General features: G+C 42.5%; 13 protein-coding genes. 6 read left to right on the forward strand and 7 right to left on the reverse strand.

Annotation, left to right across the window (positions count from 1 at the left end; genetic code table 11):
* Positions 1 to 39: 39 nt before the first annotated feature.
* Complete coding sequence (locus P6N53_RS14960) at positions 40 to 879, reverse strand: AAA family ATPase (protein ID WP_304544581.1); 840 nt, start codon at positions 877 to 879, stop codon at positions 40 to 42.
* Between the two features lie 196 nt (positions 880 to 1,075).
* On the opposite strand from P6N53_RS14960, the gene P6N53_RS14965 reads away from it, so the two are divergent.
* Positions 1,076 to 1,351, forward strand: coding sequence for a hypothetical protein (locus tag P6N53_RS14965; RefSeq protein ID WP_304544583.1), 276 nt, complete (start codon positions 1,076 to 1,078; stop codon positions 1,349 to 1,351).
* Between the two features lie 57 nt (positions 1,352 to 1,408).
* Positions 1,409 to 1,849: a hypothetical protein gene (locus P6N53_RS14970; RefSeq protein WP_304544585.1), complete on the forward strand. Its 441-nt coding sequence runs from the start codon at positions 1,409 to 1,411 to the stop codon at positions 1,847 to 1,849.
* Positions 1,850 to 1,909: 60 nt separating this feature from the next.
* Here the strand turns inward: P6N53_RS14970 and addA are convergent, their stop codons facing one another.
* Positions 1,910 to 5,608 (reverse strand): helicase-exonuclease AddAB subunit AddA, encoded by a 3,699-nt coding sequence (gene addA, locus P6N53_RS14975; protein ID WP_304544587.1) that lies wholly within the window; start codon positions 5,606 to 5,608, stop codon positions 1,910 to 1,912.
* The gene (addB, locus tag P6N53_RS14980; RefSeq protein ID WP_304544589.1) at positions 5,601 to 9,059 is read right to left on the reverse strand and encodes a helicase-exonuclease AddAB subunit AddB; all 3,459 of its coding nucleotides are present in this window, start codon (positions 9,057 to 9,059) and stop codon (positions 5,601 to 5,603) included. Before addB ends, addA begins: the two co-directional genes overlap by 8 nt.
* A gap of 255 nt (positions 9,060 to 9,314) precedes the next feature.
* Here addB and P6N53_RS14985 point away from each other — a divergent pair, with 255 nt between their 5' ends.
* From P6N53_RS14985 to P6N53_RS15000, 4 genes are all read left to right on the forward strand, one after another.
* On the forward strand, positions 9,315 to 11,444 hold the full coding sequence (locus P6N53_RS14985; protein WP_304544592.1) for a leucine-rich repeat protein: 2,130 nt from the start codon (positions 9,315 to 9,317) through the stop codon (positions 11,442 to 11,444).
* A 113-nt stretch (positions 11,445 to 11,557) separates the two neighbouring features.
* Positions 11,558 to 12,448 (forward strand): hypothetical protein, encoded by an 891-nt coding sequence (locus P6N53_RS14990; protein WP_304544594.1) that lies wholly within the window; start codon positions 11,558 to 11,560, stop codon positions 12,446 to 12,448.
* A gap of 137 nt (positions 12,449 to 12,585) precedes the next feature.
* Entirely contained in the window at positions 12,586 to 14,544 is a 1,959-nt protein-coding gene (locus tag P6N53_RS14995) for a glycosyltransferase (RefSeq protein WP_304544595.1), read from the forward strand.
* A complete protein-coding gene (locus P6N53_RS15000) occupies positions 14,545 to 15,720 on the forward strand; it encodes a glycosyltransferase (protein WP_304544597.1) in 1,176 nt (391 codons plus the stop codon).
* Between the two features lie 565 nt (positions 15,721 to 16,285).
* On the opposite strand, the gene P6N53_RS15005 is transcribed toward P6N53_RS15000, so the two are convergent.
* Genes P6N53_RS15005 through P6N53_RS15020 form a run of 4 tightly spaced genes read right to left on the reverse strand, consistent with a single transcriptional unit; the run spans position 16,286 to position 19,406 of the window.
* The gene (locus tag P6N53_RS15005; protein ID WP_304544599.1) at positions 16,286 to 17,092 is read right to left on the reverse strand and encodes a class I SAM-dependent methyltransferase; all 807 of its coding nucleotides are present in this window, start codon (positions 17,090 to 17,092) and stop codon (positions 16,286 to 16,288) included.
* 15 nt (positions 17,093 to 17,107) lie between these two features.
* Positions 17,108 to 18,097 carry a dTDP-glucose 4,6-dehydratase gene (gene rfbB, locus P6N53_RS15010; RefSeq protein ID WP_304544601.1) on the reverse strand — a complete coding sequence of 330 codons (990 nt, stop codon included), beginning with the start codon at positions 18,095 to 18,097 and terminating at the stop codon, positions 17,108 to 17,110.
* Positions 18,094 to 18,948 (reverse strand): dTDP-4-dehydrorhamnose reductase, encoded by an 855-nt coding sequence (gene rfbD / locus P6N53_RS15015; protein WP_304544603.1) that lies wholly within the window; start codon positions 18,946 to 18,948, stop codon positions 18,094 to 18,096. Before rfbD ends, rfbB begins: the two co-directional genes overlap by 4 nt.
* The gene (locus tag P6N53_RS15020) at positions 18,945 to 19,406 is read right to left on the reverse strand and encodes a dTDP-4-dehydrorhamnose 3,5-epimerase family protein (protein WP_304544605.1); all 462 of its coding nucleotides are present in this window, start codon (positions 19,404 to 19,406) and stop codon (positions 18,945 to 18,947) included. The genes rfbD and P6N53_RS15020 overlap by 4 nt, the downstream gene beginning before the upstream one ends.
* Positions 19,407 to 19,421: the final 15 nt, after the last annotated feature.

Below are 19,421 nucleotides of genomic sequence, written 5' to 3' on the forward strand. Positions count from 1 at the left end.
GGGTTCACCCCCTGTCAATAAAACCATTTATATTTTTATTCACTTAAGATAGGCCTGAATCACTTGAAGTACCGTTGTCTGCTCGCTATCTACCCCTCCTTCTGGAGAAAAGCGATTCACAAAAGTATATTTTAGGGCAGTTTTTAAAGGCTGTCCCCTTTTCAGCAAAGCAGTTGCAGAAATGGCCGGTCTAAAGCCGGTTGGCCTGCTCAGGCTTTCCTCGTGGAAGAGGCCATTAAGCTTATGGGTAATTCTTGACAGTAACAAGGCATGCTCTTCCTTTGCTCCATATACTTCTTCCAAAAGGCCTGCCATAAGCTCCACCGGTGGTAGCTCCAGCCTCAGGGACTCAAAGCGATCGTCCACTGCGGTATCTTCCATAAATGTTCCCGTATGGCTACGCCCACGGTTCTCAGTGGCGATAAATATGCAGCGTGGGTGGACTGAAATATGCTCCTTGGTTTCTTCAATGAATACCTCTCTATTATGGTCTAAAATTGTATATATGGAGTTGTGTATATCCGGGGTAACCCTGTTGAATTCATCCAGGGCTACAATGCCTGGCCTTTGAATGGCATCTACAAATTCTGATTGTACAAAGATTGTCTGACCACCGATAAATTCCCAGTGACCAAACCAATCCCTCGGAGTTCTAATGGCCCCCACATTCACCCGATGAAAGGCTAGCCCATGTGCCCTAGCCAGGCGCTTTGTCAGCTCCGTTTTTCCAGTACCTGGATCACCCGTGAGCATTACATTGATTCCAGAAAACATAAAGTCCTGTATGATGGCTAGTTTTTCTTGTTCTACCCAGAATTCTGGGATTAGGTCTACGTTTATCCCCCATGAATTTTCATTTATTATCTGGTGAGTTGTCATAAAAAACCCTCCCAATAAAATTTCTTGTGCTTTATTTCTACACCTAAATATACATACCCTGCAGTGTAAGAAAAATGCAAGGTCTTATCAAATTTCCTAAAAACTCTCCTCTACAAAAATAACAATCTGAACTTTAACAGGATTTTTCCTTTGTTTGGCGAATTTGGAAAAGTGGATTACGTTGGGGGGTATCGCTTTGAACTTGAAGGAGATCGACCAACGCTATATTTACTGGTGGCATAAAAACCGGTGGTGTATTGCCAAAGTTCAGGTTAGTCCCTCTTCGGATTTAATCTACCTGTATATTTGGCGTTTGGATGGCTCATATGTTGGTATGACGGCTGGTAAGCGACCTGAAATTATCAGGCAATCCCAGGGTTATAAATTATGGCTCCAGGAAGGTCAGCCTGATTTAAAGGAACGCTTGGATTTAAGCATAAAAAATAAGTATGAGCAAATTGAATTCTTCTAAGCCGGGAATAATTGTCCAAAGGACTATTTATTATAAAGATTTAGGAGGGAATTTCAAATGCAGCAATCAGATTTAGACGTTATTAAGGAATATGGGTCATCTGCCTTCAGTCCAGACTTCGGGGCCTGGGCAGACCTGCAATATGAGGATGAAAATGGCCAGGATATGGCCCGTACAACCATGGTCCTGGTTAACCCCGCCTGGGCTGAGCCCCTGGAAAAGGCCGGTGGCGAGTACTTTACCAATTGGGCCTATGACCCAGAACTGGATATGTACTTTCTACTTGTTAAGTGGCAGAATGGCATTCGCCTACCCATTGCCTTTGAAAAGGAAACAGCGGGAAAACTACTTTTTGACCCCTATGTCCACCAACCCTTTGATATCATGATCGCCAACAAGCAATTATCCGGCAATATTGAACAGGACGACACCCTAAGAATGAGGGTTCTTTGGGATAACAAATTCTCCAAATCCACCCAGGCCAACTGGCCCCAATAATAAATATTGCCAATAAACAAACCGCCCTTAATCTAATAAAAGATTAGGGCGGTTGTTTAGTTACATTTTTATGGCCTCTCCAGTATGAAAGAGATAGATGTATTTCCCCTCTACCTCCCTGCCCAGGATTTCCTCCACCGCCCTGGCATACAGGTTGATTTGCAGTCGGTAGCGTTCGGCCGGCGAATCCTGCCCCGGCCACACAGCATCCGATTTATAATCTATTATTACCAAGCCCCCATCCTCACCCTGTTCCACTAGGCAGTCTATTATTCCTTGGATTAGTACCTGCTGGTTATCAGTCTCTGCTTCGGTCAGCTCCGGGTATACCTCCTGGGCGGGAAGGGCTAAGCTGAAGGGCAGTTCCCGAATAACCTTCTTAGCCTTTAGCATTAGCTCACCCAATGGACCAGTGAAGAAATCCAAGATAATATCGGGGCTTACAGCAGTAGCTTGCTCCGGGGTAATTATCTCCCTATGGACTAAAAGTTCAAGAAGTTCCTGTACCTCTTCCAGGATAGGTGCTTTTTCCAAACTGATGTGCTGCATAACAGTATGTATTGCAGTCCCTTTCTCTGCAGGGGTTAGGCCTTTGTCCTGTTGGAGGAATCTTGGTTGCTTATTTAGATTTCTTCTCTTAACAGTATCAGCATCGTCCAAAACCTCATGATCAAATTTTCTTTTCATCTCAGTTACAGTAGTTTTGGCAGCCCTAGAGGCTATATTAATATATTGATACTGCCATCCTAAACGTCTTGCAATTTCGGGAAGCCACTCCTTTTCTTCCATTGGTTCTAACACCTTAATCCGAGCTATGATACTATCCTCAACCTGTATTGCTTTCTCAACATTTGCTTGTATCTCTGAAACACTAGTAATTTTAACTTGCCACCGGGACGGATCTCTGGTCAAATCACAGGTAGTCTTATCAGCAAACTGGAGTTGACCGGCTTGAAAATCCCTGTGCCTTACGAGGGCAGGACAAAGCCAGTCTAGACAGTTTTTTGCATTAAGCAAGTCATTTTCAGGAAGCTGCCATTCTCCCTGACCACTATGTGCTGTCCATTTCTCCATAGCCCTATCCAAATCCCTGACAGAACCAACTAGTATGAGCTTTTCCTTAGCTCTAGTTAGGGCAACGTATAATACCCTCATTTCTTCCGCCAGAGCCTCACGTTTAAGGCTAGTCTTTAGCAACAGTTTAGGGAGGCTGGGGTAGGATACCCTGGTCTCGGTATTTATAATTTGTGGACCAACACCCAGTTGTTTATGCATTAATACATCCTTATTAAGATCCTGAAGGTTAAATTTCTTACCAAGACCAGCCACAAATACAACTGGAAATTCTAAACCCTTACTCTTATGGATACTCATGATCCTTACTACATCTTCATTCTCGCCAAGGGATCTAGCCGCACCCAGGTCGTTGCCTGTATTTCTAATCCTCTCCATGAATCTTAGAAAGCGAAACAATCCCCTAAAGGAGGTATTCTCAAATTGCTTGGCCCTGTGGTAGAGTAATCTAAGATTGGCCTGCCTTTGGCTTCCTCCAAGCATTCCGCCAGTATAATCGTAATAGCCTGTATCCCGATAAAGCTCCCAAATCAAATCCGCCAGCGAAACCCGGCGCGCCTGGGTTCGCCAATTATCTAAGCGTTCTAAAAACCTGGTGATTTTAGAGGTTAGTAACCCAAGATCTAAAAGGGCTGCTGAACAAAGGGCATCATAAAAATCCCCATCTCCCTTTGACATCCTGACCAGGGCCAGCTCCTCTGCCTTAAGTCCAACAATTGGGGACCTAAGAACACTGACCAGTGGGATATCCTGTCTGGGATTATCAATTATTTTTAGCAAAGATAAAAAAACTTCAACCTCTATGGCTTGAAAATATCCTGTCCCCAAATCTGCATAGGTAGGTATACCCAGGGAGCGGAGCTCTTCAACAAAAACGTTGGCTTTGCCCGTGGTTGCTCTTAGTAGAATTACAATATCCCTAAACTCTAAGGGGCGTTGTGACCCAAGGTTTTTATCCCAAACATTATATCCCTTGATCAGCTGTAAAATTCTTTTTCCCACCAGTCTGGCCTCTGCCTGGTCCGTATCCAGCTCTTCCTGCTCCTCGTTATCAGGCAATAAGTCCCCTTGATTATCTGTTTCCTCCCAGAGGCCGTTACCATCTATAAGGTGCAGCTCTACATTTTCATTTTCTCCGTTTTCTCCCAGAATAGGATATTTTGCCCCAAATTTAAGTTCTGCTCCTTCATCATAGTCAATTTCCCCTACCGAACGGGTCATAATTTGCCTGAAGACAAAATTAACAGCATTAATAACGCCCTGACGGCTGCGAAAATTCTGACTGAGGTCAACTCGCTTACCCCCGACATCTTGCAAGGTCGAATAGCTTTCGTACTTCTTAAGAAAAAGTTCCGGCTCTGCCAGACGAAATCGGTAGATACTCTGCTTCACATCCCCAACCATGAAGCGGTTATTTGTCTTGGAAACTAACTGCAAGAGGGTCTCCTGAATTTCATTAATATCCTGATACTCATCAACCAGTACCTCTGTATAGTGTTCCTGCAGTTCTCGGGCTATTTGGGATGGCACTGGGTGCCCTGGGCCGCTTTTCTCCTGATCCAGCAGCACCCTTAAACAGAGGTGTTCAAGGTCCCCAAAATCCACCAAACCCTTAGAGCGTTTCTTTTTTTGATAGGCATCCATAAAATTTATGGTTAATTGGGCCAGTGATTTTATTAGGTTAACTTGATTATTAAGATCAAATATAATCTCCTGCATGGTTGCACAAAAGTAGGTCTTGCTAAGATTATTAATACTTTCTTTAGCTCTATTTCTAAGCTCTTGCACCTTTAGCTTTAATGCCTCATCTATATCTCCCTTAACAGGGCGCAGCCTTCCCCACGAGGCGGCGGAAAAGCTCTGGTACATGTTTTCCCAACCCTTATTGCAGCTCATTAGTAAATCATTGACCAGTTGTATATCTTGAATCAGATTGCTAGAATAGGCCCCTGGCCCTCCCGGCTGACCGGCCACTTCAGACGCCTCCCTGAGCATTGCCAGGGCAGAGGTAAGCTCCTGGGCAATTTGCCCTTTTATATCCTTTATCCATCCTAAATCATCCAGAGATTGTTCAGGGAGTACATTAAAGTTGTCAGTTAACCCTGCTAACCATTCCCTGGGCCAGGGATTGCTGGAAGAGAAACGATAAAGCTCCATTACCAGCCCCTGTAATTTACTATCGTCCCTTTGTCCTCCATAGGCGTCTACCAGTTTGGTAAAGTCAGACTCCTCTTCATGCTGGTAACACTCCTCTAACAGTTCTTCCAACACCTCCAAGCGAAGTAGATCTGCCTCTACCTGGTCGGCTATTCGAAAACCTGGGTCTAGATCCAATTTATAAAAATACCGGCGTAAAATATCCAAGCAAAAGGAGTGTAAGGTGGTTATAGGAGCTCTGTTTAGCAAAGCCACCTGCCTGGCCAAGTGTTTTGAATGGGGATTTTTACTTAATTGGCCTGCCAGGGCGATGCCAATGCGCTCTCTCATTTCAGCTGCCGCAGCATTGGTAAAGGTAACCACCAACAATTTGTCAATCTCCACTGGATTTTCTTGGTCAATAACCATACGAATTATTCTCTCCACCAATACAGCAGTCTTACCGGCTCCTGCGGCTGCGGCCACCAGTAAGTTAGTGTTATGGGTAGAGATAGCAGTCAACTGTTCACTGGTCCAATTATTACTCACCGCTTTCCCCTCCCCTATATTTATTAATCATATTCCATAGGGCAGCTTCATCTGGGTCGAACAGCAGCCTAAAAAGATTGTCTTCCAGTGTTGGGTCAAACTGACAGACTGATTTATAGACACAATAGGTGCAAGCCTTATCCTTACCCCTTTTATAGGGGCTAATTGATATTTCCCCATCTATAATCTGCCTACCCAATTCCTCTAATCTGCAGACCAGGTACTTTCTCAGTTCCGTAAATTGCTCATGGGTAATAACACTTGAATTATAAAATTCCTGCTGCTTATTTAAAGCCACAGGCAGTATTTCAGAATAGCCCTTTATCTGGTTATCCATTAAACTAACCACCAGTGGATCTGCAAGGAGCAGCCCTCTAAGCTTTAATTGCTTAAGCAAGGCCTTGGCGGCTAACTCTGGTTCCATGGGACCGGAGCTGACAACCAAAGGGTCCTTTACGGGAAAATATAAAATACCCGCAGGCAATGCCGGTTGGTTAATCAATTGTTCCGAATGGCGAAGGGCAACATCCAAATAGGTTAGTAGTTGTAATTTCAAACCATGGATTATTTCCACCAGTTTCAGGTCAGCCTCTCCTGATTTATAGTCAATTACCCTTAGGTACTGCTGTCCTCCTTCACAGGCAGCATCAATCCGGTCAATACGTCCAGTCATTTCCATGACACAACCGTTACCCAGATCATATTGAATCGGAGGTAGTTGTTCATCTCTGCCGAAGGCCAACTCAACAGCCACCGGGCGAAAATTCCCCCTACGGGCATGTAAAGTGATTGTCTGGGCTGCCCTCTCGACAATTTTCTTTAGCTTTCTTATTAGGTATCTATACCTGGCTGTACTAAGCAAAATCTCGTTTTGCAATTGGGGGACCAGGTGTTCTACTATCTCACTGGTTAAAGCTGTTACCTGTTGATTATTTATATCGGCCCAGTCTAAAGACTGCTCCTTGGTGCGATCTGCAAATAATTTTAGTGCTGCATGAAAGAACTGACCTAGATCTGGAGCAGCCAATTGAAACTGCCCTCTTTCCTTAAGTTTTAGGCCATGCGAAAGGAAATGAGAGAAGGGACACCGTGAAAATTTTTCCAAACGGGAAACACTGGCCTTTAATCTGGTATTGTATAACCGATGTCCCGTGCTTTTCCTTAACGACTGCTCCTGATTAACGTGAAATAACCCGGATATAATTGCCCCACATCTTTCTTTTAATTCTGGCTGCTGAACAAACCAATTATATACATCAAGCCATAGGTGATGGATTTCATGTCCGGCCTTCAGTTCCCTTAGCATAATAGCAAGGTAGGTAAGACTTCTATCTACACCAGCAACAAATTCTAAATCTTGTCCATAAACCGGTTCTACGGGCAAAAGCTCCTCCTTCAGACCCGGCAGCATTTCCTTTATTCGGGAAACTACATTTGAAGCAACTAGAGCCTTTCCCTCATCATCTGCTAACGGATAGCTAATCCATAACAGTTCACTGGCTCTGGTCAGGGCAATATAAACCAAATACTGCTCGTCAAACAACCTTCTCCGGGCACCTGGTGCTACCATTAAGCCCTTTTCCCGCAAAAATTCCCTCTCTAAATCCGAAAGCAATCCATCTTCCACTGGTCTTGCCGGCAATATTCCGTCTCCAACACCCAATACCAGTGCAGCCTTTACATCAGGATTACGGGATCTCTCCAAGGTCCCCACCACCACCTGGTCCAATCCCGGAGGTATGGCTCCAAGTTTAAGACCCTCAAGGCCGGTATCTAAAATCCTGGCATACTCTTCCAAGGTTAAGTTTTCTTCCCCAAGAATTTCTACAATTTCATCCAGAAGCAAAATAATATTATCCCAGAGCTGCAAATGCTCCCTTGCTTCAACTAATCTACCGTCCTTCTCAGCTGCAAAAGCCCATTGCTCCAAACTTTTATTTATATGTAAATCCTCCAGTAATTCAAAAAGGGCTGTGGTAAGCTCCCTAACATTAGCAGTCTGCCCAACCTTCGTATGGAATTTCTTTAGTTCTTCAACTGACATGAATCTTGTAGCGTTAACTTCAGCCAACTCTACAATGGCTTTTTCATCCCCCTGCTCTTGGTCACCTAGATTATGACTCTGTTTATAGCTCCAATCCTTGTTATCAGTCCAGCGGGAACCCCTTATTCCATAGGTTAAAACATAATTTTCTAGCTTATCGAGTCTTTCCCGCTCCACCGGAATCAGGTCAGTTTTTAAGTATCTAAATACTGGGTCATATGTCCACTGCTGGTTTACCACCTCAAGGGCCGCACGAATTAACTCCACCAGGGGATGATGCAGTACAGTTCTTTTCTGGTCAATAAAAAAGGGTATCCCATAATCCTGGAAAACTGTGTTTAACAGGTGCTGATAATTATCTAGGCTCCTTGATACAACAATGATCTCTCGCCAACGATAGCCACAATCACGACCTAAACCAATAATTTTCCTTGCAATCGCCTCAACCTCTGCCCTTCTGTTAGCGCATGCTGCTAATTCCACACCTGAATGGGTGTTACAAGTTTCTGTGGGATGTAGAAAAAAATTTTTTTCAAGATGGGCTATTCCTGGACACTTAAATCTATAGGACTGGAACAAATTAATGCTTGGTTCCTCTTTGATATTTTGTCTTAAGGCAATCTGCCTTAACCTGTTATAGGTTTCTACAGTGGGATGGAACATATTAGCTTGGTCAATCCCATCAGTTATCAACATCGGGTCTAAACACAGGGTAACAGTCACCCTTCTGGCCGTAATAAGCAGCTTATCTATAACACTAAACTCCTGGGGTGTAAACCCATTAAAACCATCTATATATATTTCTGAATCTTGAACAAGGGTGCAGCTACCCAGCTTCTCAGCAAGTAAATTAAGATAGTCGTCCGGGTCAGTAAATCTCCCCCTTAAATAGTCTTCAAAGTCATTATATATTAGTTTTAAATCATCAAGTTTTTCTGCCAAATCACTTTTATCATCTTCGCCCTTGATTGAACCTTGGCCTTTACTCAGCACATCGGGCGAAATTTGATACATTTTAAACTCTGATAGGATACTGGCCAGGCTATCGGCAAAACCAGGCTGTTTAGCCGCCCGGTTAAATATCTTAAACTCAGTCCTTCTCTGCTCTAGTATCCTTCTTATTAGCATTCTTTTACCCAGCTCACCTACATGGGCCCTGGCAGCCCCTCCTGTTTCCTGAAATACTCGCAAGGCTAACCGTCTAAAACTAATCACCTGAGCCCTGATAGTGCCCTTTAGACCAGGAGTGGTGGAGAGTAAATATTCATATTGGAAGGTGGCCTGCTCAGGTACAAGGAGAATAATCGGTCTCCCTTCCTGATTAACCCGCAATTTCTCTCTAACCTCTTCCAGACAGGTATAGCTCTTGCCGCTACCAGCTCTCCCGATCACAAATCTAAGGCCCATTTGACATACCCCCGTTTATAAAAACTACTTTATACTTCGGAACTTTTACAAATAAAACCTTCCAAGCATATCAATTATATCCCCAGCCATTATTAACCTTTTTTACCCAATGTTGTAGCACTTTTTTAAATTTATCCATAATTTGTAGGTGAAGGGATTATGCAAAATTAAATCTAAATTCTTTTTTTACAAAAATCCTAACATTGTTGTCACCTCAGGAATATATTGGAATGAAATTATGTGAGGAGGGCTACTATGTCTGATAGTTTTAAGGAATATATCAATGAACTTGTTAAATCAATTTTCAAAAAAACACAAAAACAACCATACTCTGATGAATTCTCCGAATTTGGAGACATATCTGGCATTGGCGATATGTCAGATTTTGAGGAACTTTTTGAATCTGATAAATTCGAAGGAATTGAGGAATTATTTTTTCCAAATATGGGGGGATGTAAGCAAGATCTCTGCTTTCCCCAAGATCCTTGTTCACCATTTCCCTCTAATGGGTTGTTAAAATGTTTTATTTTGACCTGCGTAAAGCTAAAAATCATTCTCTGCTTAATCAAGCACGAGAGATTTGGCCTTAAGGAAATTAAAAACGAGGTGGCACGTATTGAAGATGCAATATTTAGTCCCACCTTCGGTCTGGCAGAAATCAAGTTCGAAGTATCCCTGATCGAGTCCATTGTGGGCGGTATCTTCGATGAAATCACCAGCCCTACCTTTGGCTTGCCTGAGATCAAGGCTGAGGTTTCCCTTATCGAATCTGCCGTTTTCAGTCCCACCTTCGGACTGGAAGAAATCAAATCTGAGGTCTCCATCATTCTTGATCTCGTCAGTGACTTTGCAATCCCAACGGAATTGCTCCTAGATATCAAGACGGAAATCTCTCACATTGAATCAGCTGTCTTCAGTCCCACCTTCGGTCTTGAGGAAATCAAGTCTGAAGTATCCCTAATCGAGTCCGCTGTTTTCAGCCCCACCTTCGGCTTGGAGGAAATCAAATCCGAGGTCTCCATCATTCTTGATCTCGTCAGTGACTTTGCAATCCCAACGGAATTGCTCCTGGATATCAAGACGGAAATCTCTCACATTGAATCAGCTGTCTTCAGTCCCACCTTCGGTCTTGAGGAAATCAAGTCTGAAGTATCCCTAATCGAGTCCGCTGTTTTCAGCCCCACCTTCGGCTTGGAGGAAATCAAATCCGAGGTCTCCATCATTCTTGATCTCGTCAGTGACTTTGCAATCCCAACGGAATTGCTCCTGGATATCAAGACGGAAATCTCTCACATTGAATCAGCTGTCTTCAGTCCCACCTTCGGTCTTGAGGAAATCAAGTCTGAAGTATCTCTGATCGAATCCTTTGTGGGCGGTATCTTCGATGAAATCACCAGCCCTACCTTTGGCTTGCCTGAGATCAAGGCCGAGGTTTCCCTTATCGAGTCCGCTGTTTTCAGTCCCACCTTCGGCTTGGAGGAAATCAAATCCGAGGTCTCCATCATTCTTGATCTCGTCAGTGACTTTGCAATCCCAACGGAATTGCTCCTGGATATCAAGACGGAAATCTCTCACATTGAATCAGCTGTCTTCAGTCCCACCTTCGGTCTTGAGGAAATCAAGTCTGAAGTATCTCTGATCGAATCCTTTGTGGGCGGTATCTTCGATGAAATCACCAGCCCTACCTTTGGCTTGCCTGAGATCAAGGCCGAGGTTTCCCTTATCGAATCTGCTGTTTTCAGCCCCACCTTCGGACTGGAAGAAATCAAATCCGAGGTCTCCATCATTCTTGATCTCGTCAGTGACTTTGCAATCCCAACGGAATTGCTCCTGGATATTAAGACGGAAATCTCTCACATTGAATCAGCTGTCTTCAGTCCCACCTTCGGTCTCGAGGAAATCAAGTCTGAAGTATCTCTGATTGAGTCTGCTGTTTTCAGTCCCACCTTCGGCCTGGAGGAAATTGAGTCTGAGATTGCTCAGTTGCTTTTTGGATTTGAAGAATTTTTGGAAGCCAGGGGACCTGCCCAGAATCTAACTACAGGGCCTTTCCTACAAACACCAGGGGAAAGCGACCTGGAACTTAAGGCCTTTAATGCCACTGGAGAATTCCAGGATGTTGTCTATAGAGTACATGACGTGGATGATTGTCCACCTTCTCTGATAACATCCGTGACCTTTGCTAATATAGAGCCTTGCTGCACAGCCAGCACTAACGTTTCCATAGCTACTGCAATTGCCAGAAATATCCTAATAAATGCACAAACCACTTCCACTTTTGGTATCTTCCTTTATGCAGCAACTACAACAACAGATCAGGACACAAAATTTACAGAGATATTCTCTGGTAACTTCCTACCTTTAGGAACCTTCTGTGACATATAAAAGCTATCAAGCCGGCAAAAATATTTGCCGGTTTTTCTTTTGAAAATATATAATGAACACATTGGATAAATTGGCATATTATGTATAAATATGAAATTAAAGGGGGTTTATGTATGTGGTTTGACGGAGGTTTTCCCTGGGACAAAAGCGATTCTGAATGCTTCCCAGATAAATGCATGTCAAATCCCTGCCACAAGGATAAGTGTATTCCGGATAAACAATTTCTAATGAAACTAGTTAAATGTCTTTGCATCCTTAAAAGAGAGCTTGAACAATGCGAAAAAATACTGTGCAACCCTAAATTTGGCCTTAAGGAAATCAAATCAGAGGTAAAGCAGATTGAGGTCAATGTGGAGACCATCCTTGAGGTAATATTTAGTCCTACCTTTGGCCTGCGGGAAATTAAAACCGAAGTGGCGGGTATTGAGGATGCAATTTTTAGCCCTACCTTTGGTTTGCAGGAAATTAAATCTGAGGTTGCCGGCATTGAGGATGCAGTATTTAGCCCTACCTTTGGTTTGCAGGAAATTAAATCTGAGGTTGCCGGCATTGAGGATGCAGTATTCAGCCCTACCTTTGGTTTGCAGGAAATAAAGACAGAGATTATAGAAATTTTAGCAAACCAGGGTATAGCTCCTTATCTTTCCACCGGTCCATTCTTTGTTGATTGTTTAGAGCAAACTCTCCACCTGAAGGTATTAAATTATACAACAAGCTCTCAAAGTGTCAATTTCATTATTCACTCTTTAGCCAACTGTCCCATTACCATTGGTGCCATTACCGTTCCCCTAATTAATATACCTCCCTGCTGCGCGGCCTTTGTTGAAGTCCCACTGCCTGGTGAAGGAGAAAGAAATCTTGAAATCAGGGCTGAGTTAAGTGCAGCCTCCCAGGGTATCTTAATATACGCTGCCACGAAAACCGGCCTGCCAAATTGTCAGGGTACCAAGGTCAATGAATTTAAACATGCTGAGTGGGCACCCCTAACCACCTTCTGTGGTTAGGTGAGACTTATTAAATTTTATAGAGATCTTTTCAGCCGAAACATTTAGTTGCCGGCTATTTTTTTGCTCCCTCCATTTGGCACACAGCCCTTAATTTAGGCATATAGTGCCATAGAAGAGTTTCCGGGAGGCAAATAATGATCTCTTTATGTATGATCGTAAAAAATGAACAAGATAACTTGTCCAGATGTTTAAATAGTGTGAAAGGCTGTGTTGAGGAAATCATCATTGTGGACACAGGCTCCCACGATAATACAATAGCAATAGCTGAGGAGCATGGAGCTAAAATTTTTTATTACCCTTGGGATGATGACTTTGCCTCAGCTCGTAATTTTAGCCTTAAAAAGGCTACGGGGGACTGGATTCTTTACCTGGATGCTGACGAAGAACTGGAGCAAAATTGTTGTGCTCGCCTGAAAAAATTAGAAAGTTTACCTGGTATAGAGGGTTACATTTTTCAAATCAATAACCTATCTGATACCAACGACCCTCTGAGACATATAAATTTGCGCATGTTCAGAAACAGACCTGAGTATCGTTTTGAAGGTAAACTCCATGAACAGATCACGCATATAATTACTTCTTATAATTTTGGCACAGTGGTCAATTCAGGTATTAATATTTTTCATTATGGTTATTTAAGCTCACAACTTCTCACTAAAGATAAAATTAGTCGTAACTATCGAATCAATAAAAAATTAGTGGACTCGGAACCAAATAATCCTTTTTATCTGTACACCTTAGGTGGCACCTGTATAAATTTAAAAGACTATGCAGGGGCTGCAGAATGCTATGAAAGGTCATTAGATAATGTTGATCCAATGGCCATATATGCACCCAGTATTTACATTTCTTATATTTCTTGCCTTTTAGCAATGGGTAGACTTAAGGAAGCCTATGGGAAAATAGCAGACTGCAAAAAACAGTTTCCTGATTATGTAGATATTCACTTCATAGAAGGCGAGTTCTTCCAGAAAATTGGACTGCCCAAAAAAGCCATTAAAAGCTTTAAAAAGTGCCTAGAGTTTGGCGAACAGACCAACGGCAAGTATACAACCAGAACTGGAGTAGGTACCTTTCTGCCCTTATTTGAGCTGGCGCAAATCCATAAAACCCTGGGTGATGTTAATCAGGCGGCACATTATCAGGCCCAGGGTCTTAAACTCAAAAATTATGCTATAAATGAACTGGTTAGATACTGCCAATTCCTTGGCGAACTATCCTTAGATATTAGTAAAGTTCAGGAAAGCCTGTGTAAACTACTGGAAAACCTTGAAAATCCCAGGCGCTCCCTAATTATTTCCCAGGTACTATATGAGCTTAAAGAATATAACCTGGCTTTATCTGAGCTTATAAACCTTCCAGACTCCAACGATACAGCCTATATAAAAGGGTTGTGCATGGCAAGGCTAGGTAAGATTAACCACGTCCTGAAGGTTTTTGACTATATCCAGGATACAGCCTTGGATACTTTTATACTTGATGTATTAATCTCCTGTTGGTGTACCAATTCCCCCATGGCAGCTTCAGAATTTCTCCAGGGAATAAAACACCCTGATCAAGAATTCTTAACTACCCTTAGGTCTTTCAACGACAGTTTATTAACCAGGTCTACTAACAAAATTGATATCTCACATCCTACTGTTACCAAACTTATCGGCGGGTTATTAACTCAAAAATGCTGGGCGCCGGTAATAGATATCTTAAATTTATCCGGTTTAGATACCGCCCTTAGTAAGGTAGCCTATTTAAGTAACCATCAGCCTGGGAGGGATAAATTAGAATTAGCAGCTCGATTATCCCTCCAAGAATTGAAAAACGGCCAGGCCAAGCCAGATTATTTCTATGTGCTGGGCTGGTACTTTGTAAATCATGATGCTTTGACTGAGGCCCATCTTATGGTCAATAACGCCCTAGCCATCCTGCCCGATGCAGTTCACTTCCGCAAACTTCTGCTGATGATTTACCGCAAGCAAGCCTTAAAAATAATACAGTCAGCCCTGGAAAATCATCCTGACAACCAGATGTTTTTGGATCAATTACTTGACCTTCAAAAGGATTTGTTAACGGCAACAGGTCTGAAGGGAGGGCATTAAATGTCCGGCTTAATAAGTTTATGCATGATCTCTAAAAACGAAGGGACTAGGATCCAGCGGTGCATTAATAGCGCCCGTCCTTTTGTGGACCAGGTAATTGTGGTAGATACCGGTTCCACTGATAATACAGTTAATATTGCCAAAGAGCTGGGAGCCGAAGTATACAAAGCTGACTGGCAAGACGATTTTAGCCATGCCCGTAATGAATCTTTGAAATACGCAACGGGCAAATGGATTTTGTTTTTAGATTGTGATGAGGAATTGGATAGCAACACAGCCCCATTACTGAGGAGCAGCCTTTTCAAAAGTGAGCATGAGGGCTACTGGGTTAAGATTATAAATATCTTTAATAACCAACCCGGCACTAGCCTTTTAGGCTTCAGACTTTTTAGAAATAATCCAGCTTACCACTTTGAATGTCCAATTCATGAGCAGGTACTTCCGTCGGTGGTAAAATACTCCTCATTAGATAAAATTGGTCAACTTGATGTCACAATTTTTCATTATGGCTATGATACCGATAAAGCAGCAGCTAAAGCTAAATGTGAACGCAATCTAAGATTACTCAATAAGTCCCTTGATAAATACGGGGAATACGGTTTTGTTTACTTCTATTTAGGTGTTGAATACCAGAAGCTTGGCGAGTATCAGAGAGCCCTTGATTATTACACAATCTCATTAGAAAAATCTAATTTAGGGGAATCTTATGCACCAGCTATGGTACGGAGTATGGTTTATTGCAACATGGCACTTAATCGTTTTGATGAGGGAATTCGAATGTGTGAAAAATACCAAGGTATCTATCCAGAGTATACCGACCTGGTTTACTTAAAAGGAGCTCTTTATTTTAACCAAGGCCAGCTAATTCGCTCATTGGATTGTATGAACAAGTGTCTTACCATGGGACCACCACCTAACAGATACTTTTCCTCCCATGGCATAGCAGCAGAAAAACCCCTTATTTATATAAAAAATATAATAGCAGCTTTTATTAAACAAGGAGAAATGTTAATTAATCAAGGTGATCGAATAGCCGCTCATGGATCCTTAGTTCATGCATATCAACAACTAATGAAGCAACCCGACGAAAAGTTATTTGAGAAATTGATCGAGCTTAATCTACTTCTGATTAACTCAGTGGAAAATACCTGTAATAAACAAAGCCCTTCAAACTGATACTGAAGGGCTTCAGCCTGTTGAAAAAATACAACTGGGTTTTAATAATCCCGAACAGAGACATTCAGAGCAGTGGAAACAGCGCTTCGCGAAGCTGAGGATGCGAAAATGGGTGCCCGGACATGGACGTCCGGGCAAGCCTGAGGTAAACACGATGTTTACTCGAAGGCGGCCCATTTTCGCCCGAAGCAAGGGATTAGCGCTGTCCACTGCGGAGAGAGGAGTCGTGAGGGATTATTAAAACCCGAATATTGGTAGTTTCTCGACAATCTGAAGCCCTTCAAACTGAAGGGCTTGTTTCTTGCTATTCACAGCATTTGCCCAGCCAATCATTTATAATTGACTGTATTGAGCATTTTGTTTTTACCCATAATTGGCAACCCTGGAAGGGTTAGCTGTTCCCAAATAAAGATCCTGGTTTTCTGAGAGAAATGCATCCTAACACCATAGTTATATGGGTTATCAAAGCCATTTAATGAGACTGGGACCAAGTTTAGTTTATTGTTTACTTTACAAGCAAGTTCAAAATGACCTGGTATAAAAATACCAGGCCATTTCCGATACTCTATTTCGTCCTAATCCAAAAAGATCCCCCCGAGGTCTGTACTCCCTCCATGGTTGCACTTTCCCACAAAGGTAAAACTTCTCCACTAAGTTCTTTATCATTACTAATGAATGCATTTGGCATTACAATTTCACACTTGTTCCCCTGGGCCAGGAGATAGGCTGCCAGTAGATACTGTTCAGAATAATACCTTGCCCCCCACTCAGGTGGATAATCATAGGGAAGAAAAATATCGTGGAAGTGAACTAATACTCCGGTCGGCAGATAGGGTAAGATATCCAAAAATACAACAGACACATCTGAATTCATAAAAACCCTGTGAGAGTTATCTATAAATAATATATCTCCTGCTTGAAGTTGCTTGAAAATTGTAAGGTCCAGTTCCTCTATCGGTTCCCTAATTATTTTTTCGCAAATGTCATTGATCTCTGCCCTGGGGTTAGGATCAATTGATGTAACACTGGTATCCAGCCCTTGGTCCGAGATAGCCCGCCGGGCAAACTTAGTTGAATTACCACTGCCTATTTCTAAATACCTTTTAGGTTTAAATATACTGATAAAACAATATAAAACAACGGCATCCAAACCAGAAAACCAACCATTCATCCAACCGGGAGCTTTCGAATTTACCTTATCCTCGTGACGATTTATTTTATGAAGCTGCTCCTTATAGTCAAAAAAATCATTTATATACTTTTGATATACTGACCTGTGGGACTCAATAATGCTGTAGAGGGCTGGATGGGGTGGCTTTCCATATCCGTACCTTGGTCTAGAACGAACCGGATAATCTAAATATATATACATCTATTTCCCCCCGCATCAAGTCAAAAGCGGCTGCCACCACTGCCAGTTATTAATGTACCAAGCTACTGTGTCCCTTAAACCTTGCTCAAAGGAATGTTGAGGCTTCCAGCCAAGTTGGCTGGAAATTTTCGATGCATCAATGGCATATCTCCTATCGTGGCCCTGCCTGTCATTAACGAAGGTTATTAATGATTCTGGCTTGTTTAGTAAGTCCAGTATCCCCTTAATTACCTCTAGGTTTGTTTTCTCACAATTACCACCAATATTGTATGTTTCACCGGCTTTACCCTTAGTTAGGACCTCATAAATTGCTTGACAGTGATCTGCGACGTGCAACCAATCCCTAATGCTTAAACCGTCACCATAGACAGGAAGTGGTTTATCTGATAGGGCATTAATGATCATTAGAGGGATTAGCTTTTCGGGAAACTGATAGGGTCCGTAGTTATTGGAGCATCTAGTTATGGCCACAGGAAATCTATAGGTTTGATAGTAAGCCCTGGCCATCAGGTCAGCTCCGGCCTTGCTGGCTGAATAGGGACTGCTCGGGGCCAAGGGGCTAGCTTCTGTAAAAAAACCGGTGCTTCCAAGTGAACCGTATACCTCATCCGTTGATACCTGAATAAATTTCACACCGATTTCCGTGTCAGTTGAAGAGTTCCAATTACTCCTTGCCGCTTCCAGCAGTACCTGGGTGCCTTCCAGGTTAGTCTTAACAAAAATATTAGGATCCCTGATACTCCTATCAACATGGGATTCTGCCGCAAAATTTACGACTGCGTCAATTCCGGTGCTGAAGATCCAACGGACATGTTCAACCTCGCATATATCATCCTTAATGAAGGTATAATTAGGATTTGCTTCGAATTCCTTGAGGTTTTCCAAGTTACCAGCATAGGTTATTTTATCCAGGTTTATCACCCTGATATGGGCATGATTATTCAAAATATATCTGATAAAATTACTGCCAATAAATCCATATCCTCCAGTTACTAACAAATTCATTGGACACCCTCCCTTCTCAGTTCAAGGTATCTTTCTAAAGCATCCTGCCAATGAGGCAGTAAATAACCCAAAGTTTCATAAAGGGGAAAAGGATCTAACACTGAATTGGAAGGTCGTTTAGCTGGACGGGGGTATTTGAAAGTCTTTACAGCCCTAATTTGGGCAGGACTGCCACATTTATTTAGGATTTCCTTGGCTAATTGATACCAACTGGCCTTTCCTTGGTTGGTTACGTGATAGGTACCGTAATAACCTGTCTCAATTAAATCGGCCATGGTCCGGGCTAAATCTTTGGTAAAGGTAGGACAGCCAAGCTGATCATCCACAACCTTAAGCTCTTCCTGCCGTTGACCAAGTTTAATGATAGTTTCGATAAAATTACCACCCCCGGTCCCAAATAGCCAACTGGTCCTAACTAAATAAAATTTACTAAGAAGGGAAGTTAAATAGTATTCCCCAACCTTTTTACTCCAGCCGTAGGTATTTACCGGGCTTGGCTGGTCAAAGATATTATAGGGTTCTTCCTTTTGTCCGTCAAAAATATAGTCCGTACTTATATGCATAAGTGGTATTTGTGTGCTTTGACAGGCTAGGGCAAGATTTCGCACACCCAGGCCGTTAATTTTAAGGGCAAGCTCCCTTTCAGATTCTGCCTTGTCTACATTGGTATAGGCGGCACAATTAACTATTAAATCAGGCTTAGCATTTTCTACACATTGATAAACCTGCTTTAATTCAGTAATATCTAAATCATTCTTGTATCTGGGAAGAGTTTCACAGCCCCTTTGGGACAATACTTCGAGAACATCCTTTCCCAGCATACCCCCAGCACCGGTAATTAAAATTCTCATCCATGCTTTACCTCCCAGGAATAAGGAATGGAGGGATCATCATAGGGCAGCCTGTATTCGTCGGGCTGCTGATAATTATAAAGTTCCGTAGGAAAGTTTATTATTAAGGCTGTGGAGTTGCCCTCTGCTGTAAACCCATGATAAACAAAGGGAGGGATTTTCAAAAGTATTGGGTTAAGCTGCCCCATATGAAAATCATTAATTAATCCCTTTGTGGGGCTATCATCCCTTAAATCGCAAAGAACCACTTTAGCCATACCAGAAACACACACAAAGTGATCTGTTTGCAGCTTATGGTAATGCCAGGCCTTAATGACCCCGCTATAGCAAGCAGTCATATAGGCTTGGCCGAAACGTTCAAACTCCGGCCAATCTGACCGGAGCATTTCCATTAGGTAACCCCTTTGATCGGGGATTACAGGTAATTTTTTTATCATGACCCCTTCAATCAAATTCATATCATCTTCTCCTAT

The sequence above is a fragment of the Desulforamulus aquiferis genome, assembly GCF_030577015.1.
Classification (GTDB): domain Bacteria; phylum Bacillota; class Desulfotomaculia; order Desulfotomaculales; family Desulfotomaculaceae; genus Desulfotomaculum; species Desulfotomaculum aquiferis.

What these genes read in the sequence shown, in the direction of transcription:
- rfbD (WP_304544603.1), bottom strand. Translation starts at nt 18,948, where the DNA reads ATGAGAATTTTAATTACCGGTGCTGGGGGTATGCTGGGAAAGGATGTT.
- P6N53_RS14970 (WP_304544585.1), top strand. Translation starts at nt 1,409, where the DNA reads ATGCAGCAATCAGATTTAGACGTTATTAAGGAATATGGGTCATCTGCC.
- addB (WP_304544589.1), bottom strand. Translation starts at nt 9,059, where the DNA reads ATGGGCCTTAGATTTGTGATCGGGAGAGCTGGTAGCGGCAAGAGCTAT.
- rfbB (WP_304544601.1), bottom strand. Translation starts at nt 18,097, where the DNA reads ATGAATTTGTTAGTAACTGGAGGATATGGATTTATTGGCAGTAATTTT.
- P6N53_RS15020 (WP_304544605.1), bottom strand. Translation starts at nt 19,406, where the DNA reads ATGAATTTGATTGAAGGGGTCATGATAAAAAAATTACCTGTAATCCCC.
- P6N53_RS15000 (WP_304544597.1), top strand. Translation starts at nt 14,545, where the DNA reads ATGTCCGGCTTAATAAGTTTATGCATGATCTCTAAAAACGAAGGGACT.
- P6N53_RS14960 (WP_304544581.1), bottom strand. Translation starts at nt 879, where the DNA reads ATGACAACTCACCAGATAATAAATGAAAATTCATGGGGGATAAACGTA.
- P6N53_RS14985 (WP_304544592.1), top strand. Translation starts at nt 9,315, where the DNA reads ATGTCTGATAGTTTTAAGGAATATATCAATGAACTTGTTAAATCAATT.
- P6N53_RS15005 (WP_304544599.1), bottom strand. Translation starts at nt 17,092, where the DNA reads ATGTATATATATTTAGATTATCCGGTTCGTTCTAGACCAAGGTACGGA.
- P6N53_RS14990 (WP_304544594.1), top strand. Translation starts at nt 11,558, where the DNA reads ATGTGGTTTGACGGAGGTTTTCCCTGGGACAAAAGCGATTCTGAATGC.
- P6N53_RS14995 (WP_304544595.1), top strand. Translation starts at nt 12,586, where the DNA reads ATGATCTCTTTATGTATGATCGTAAAAAATGAACAAGATAACTTGTCC.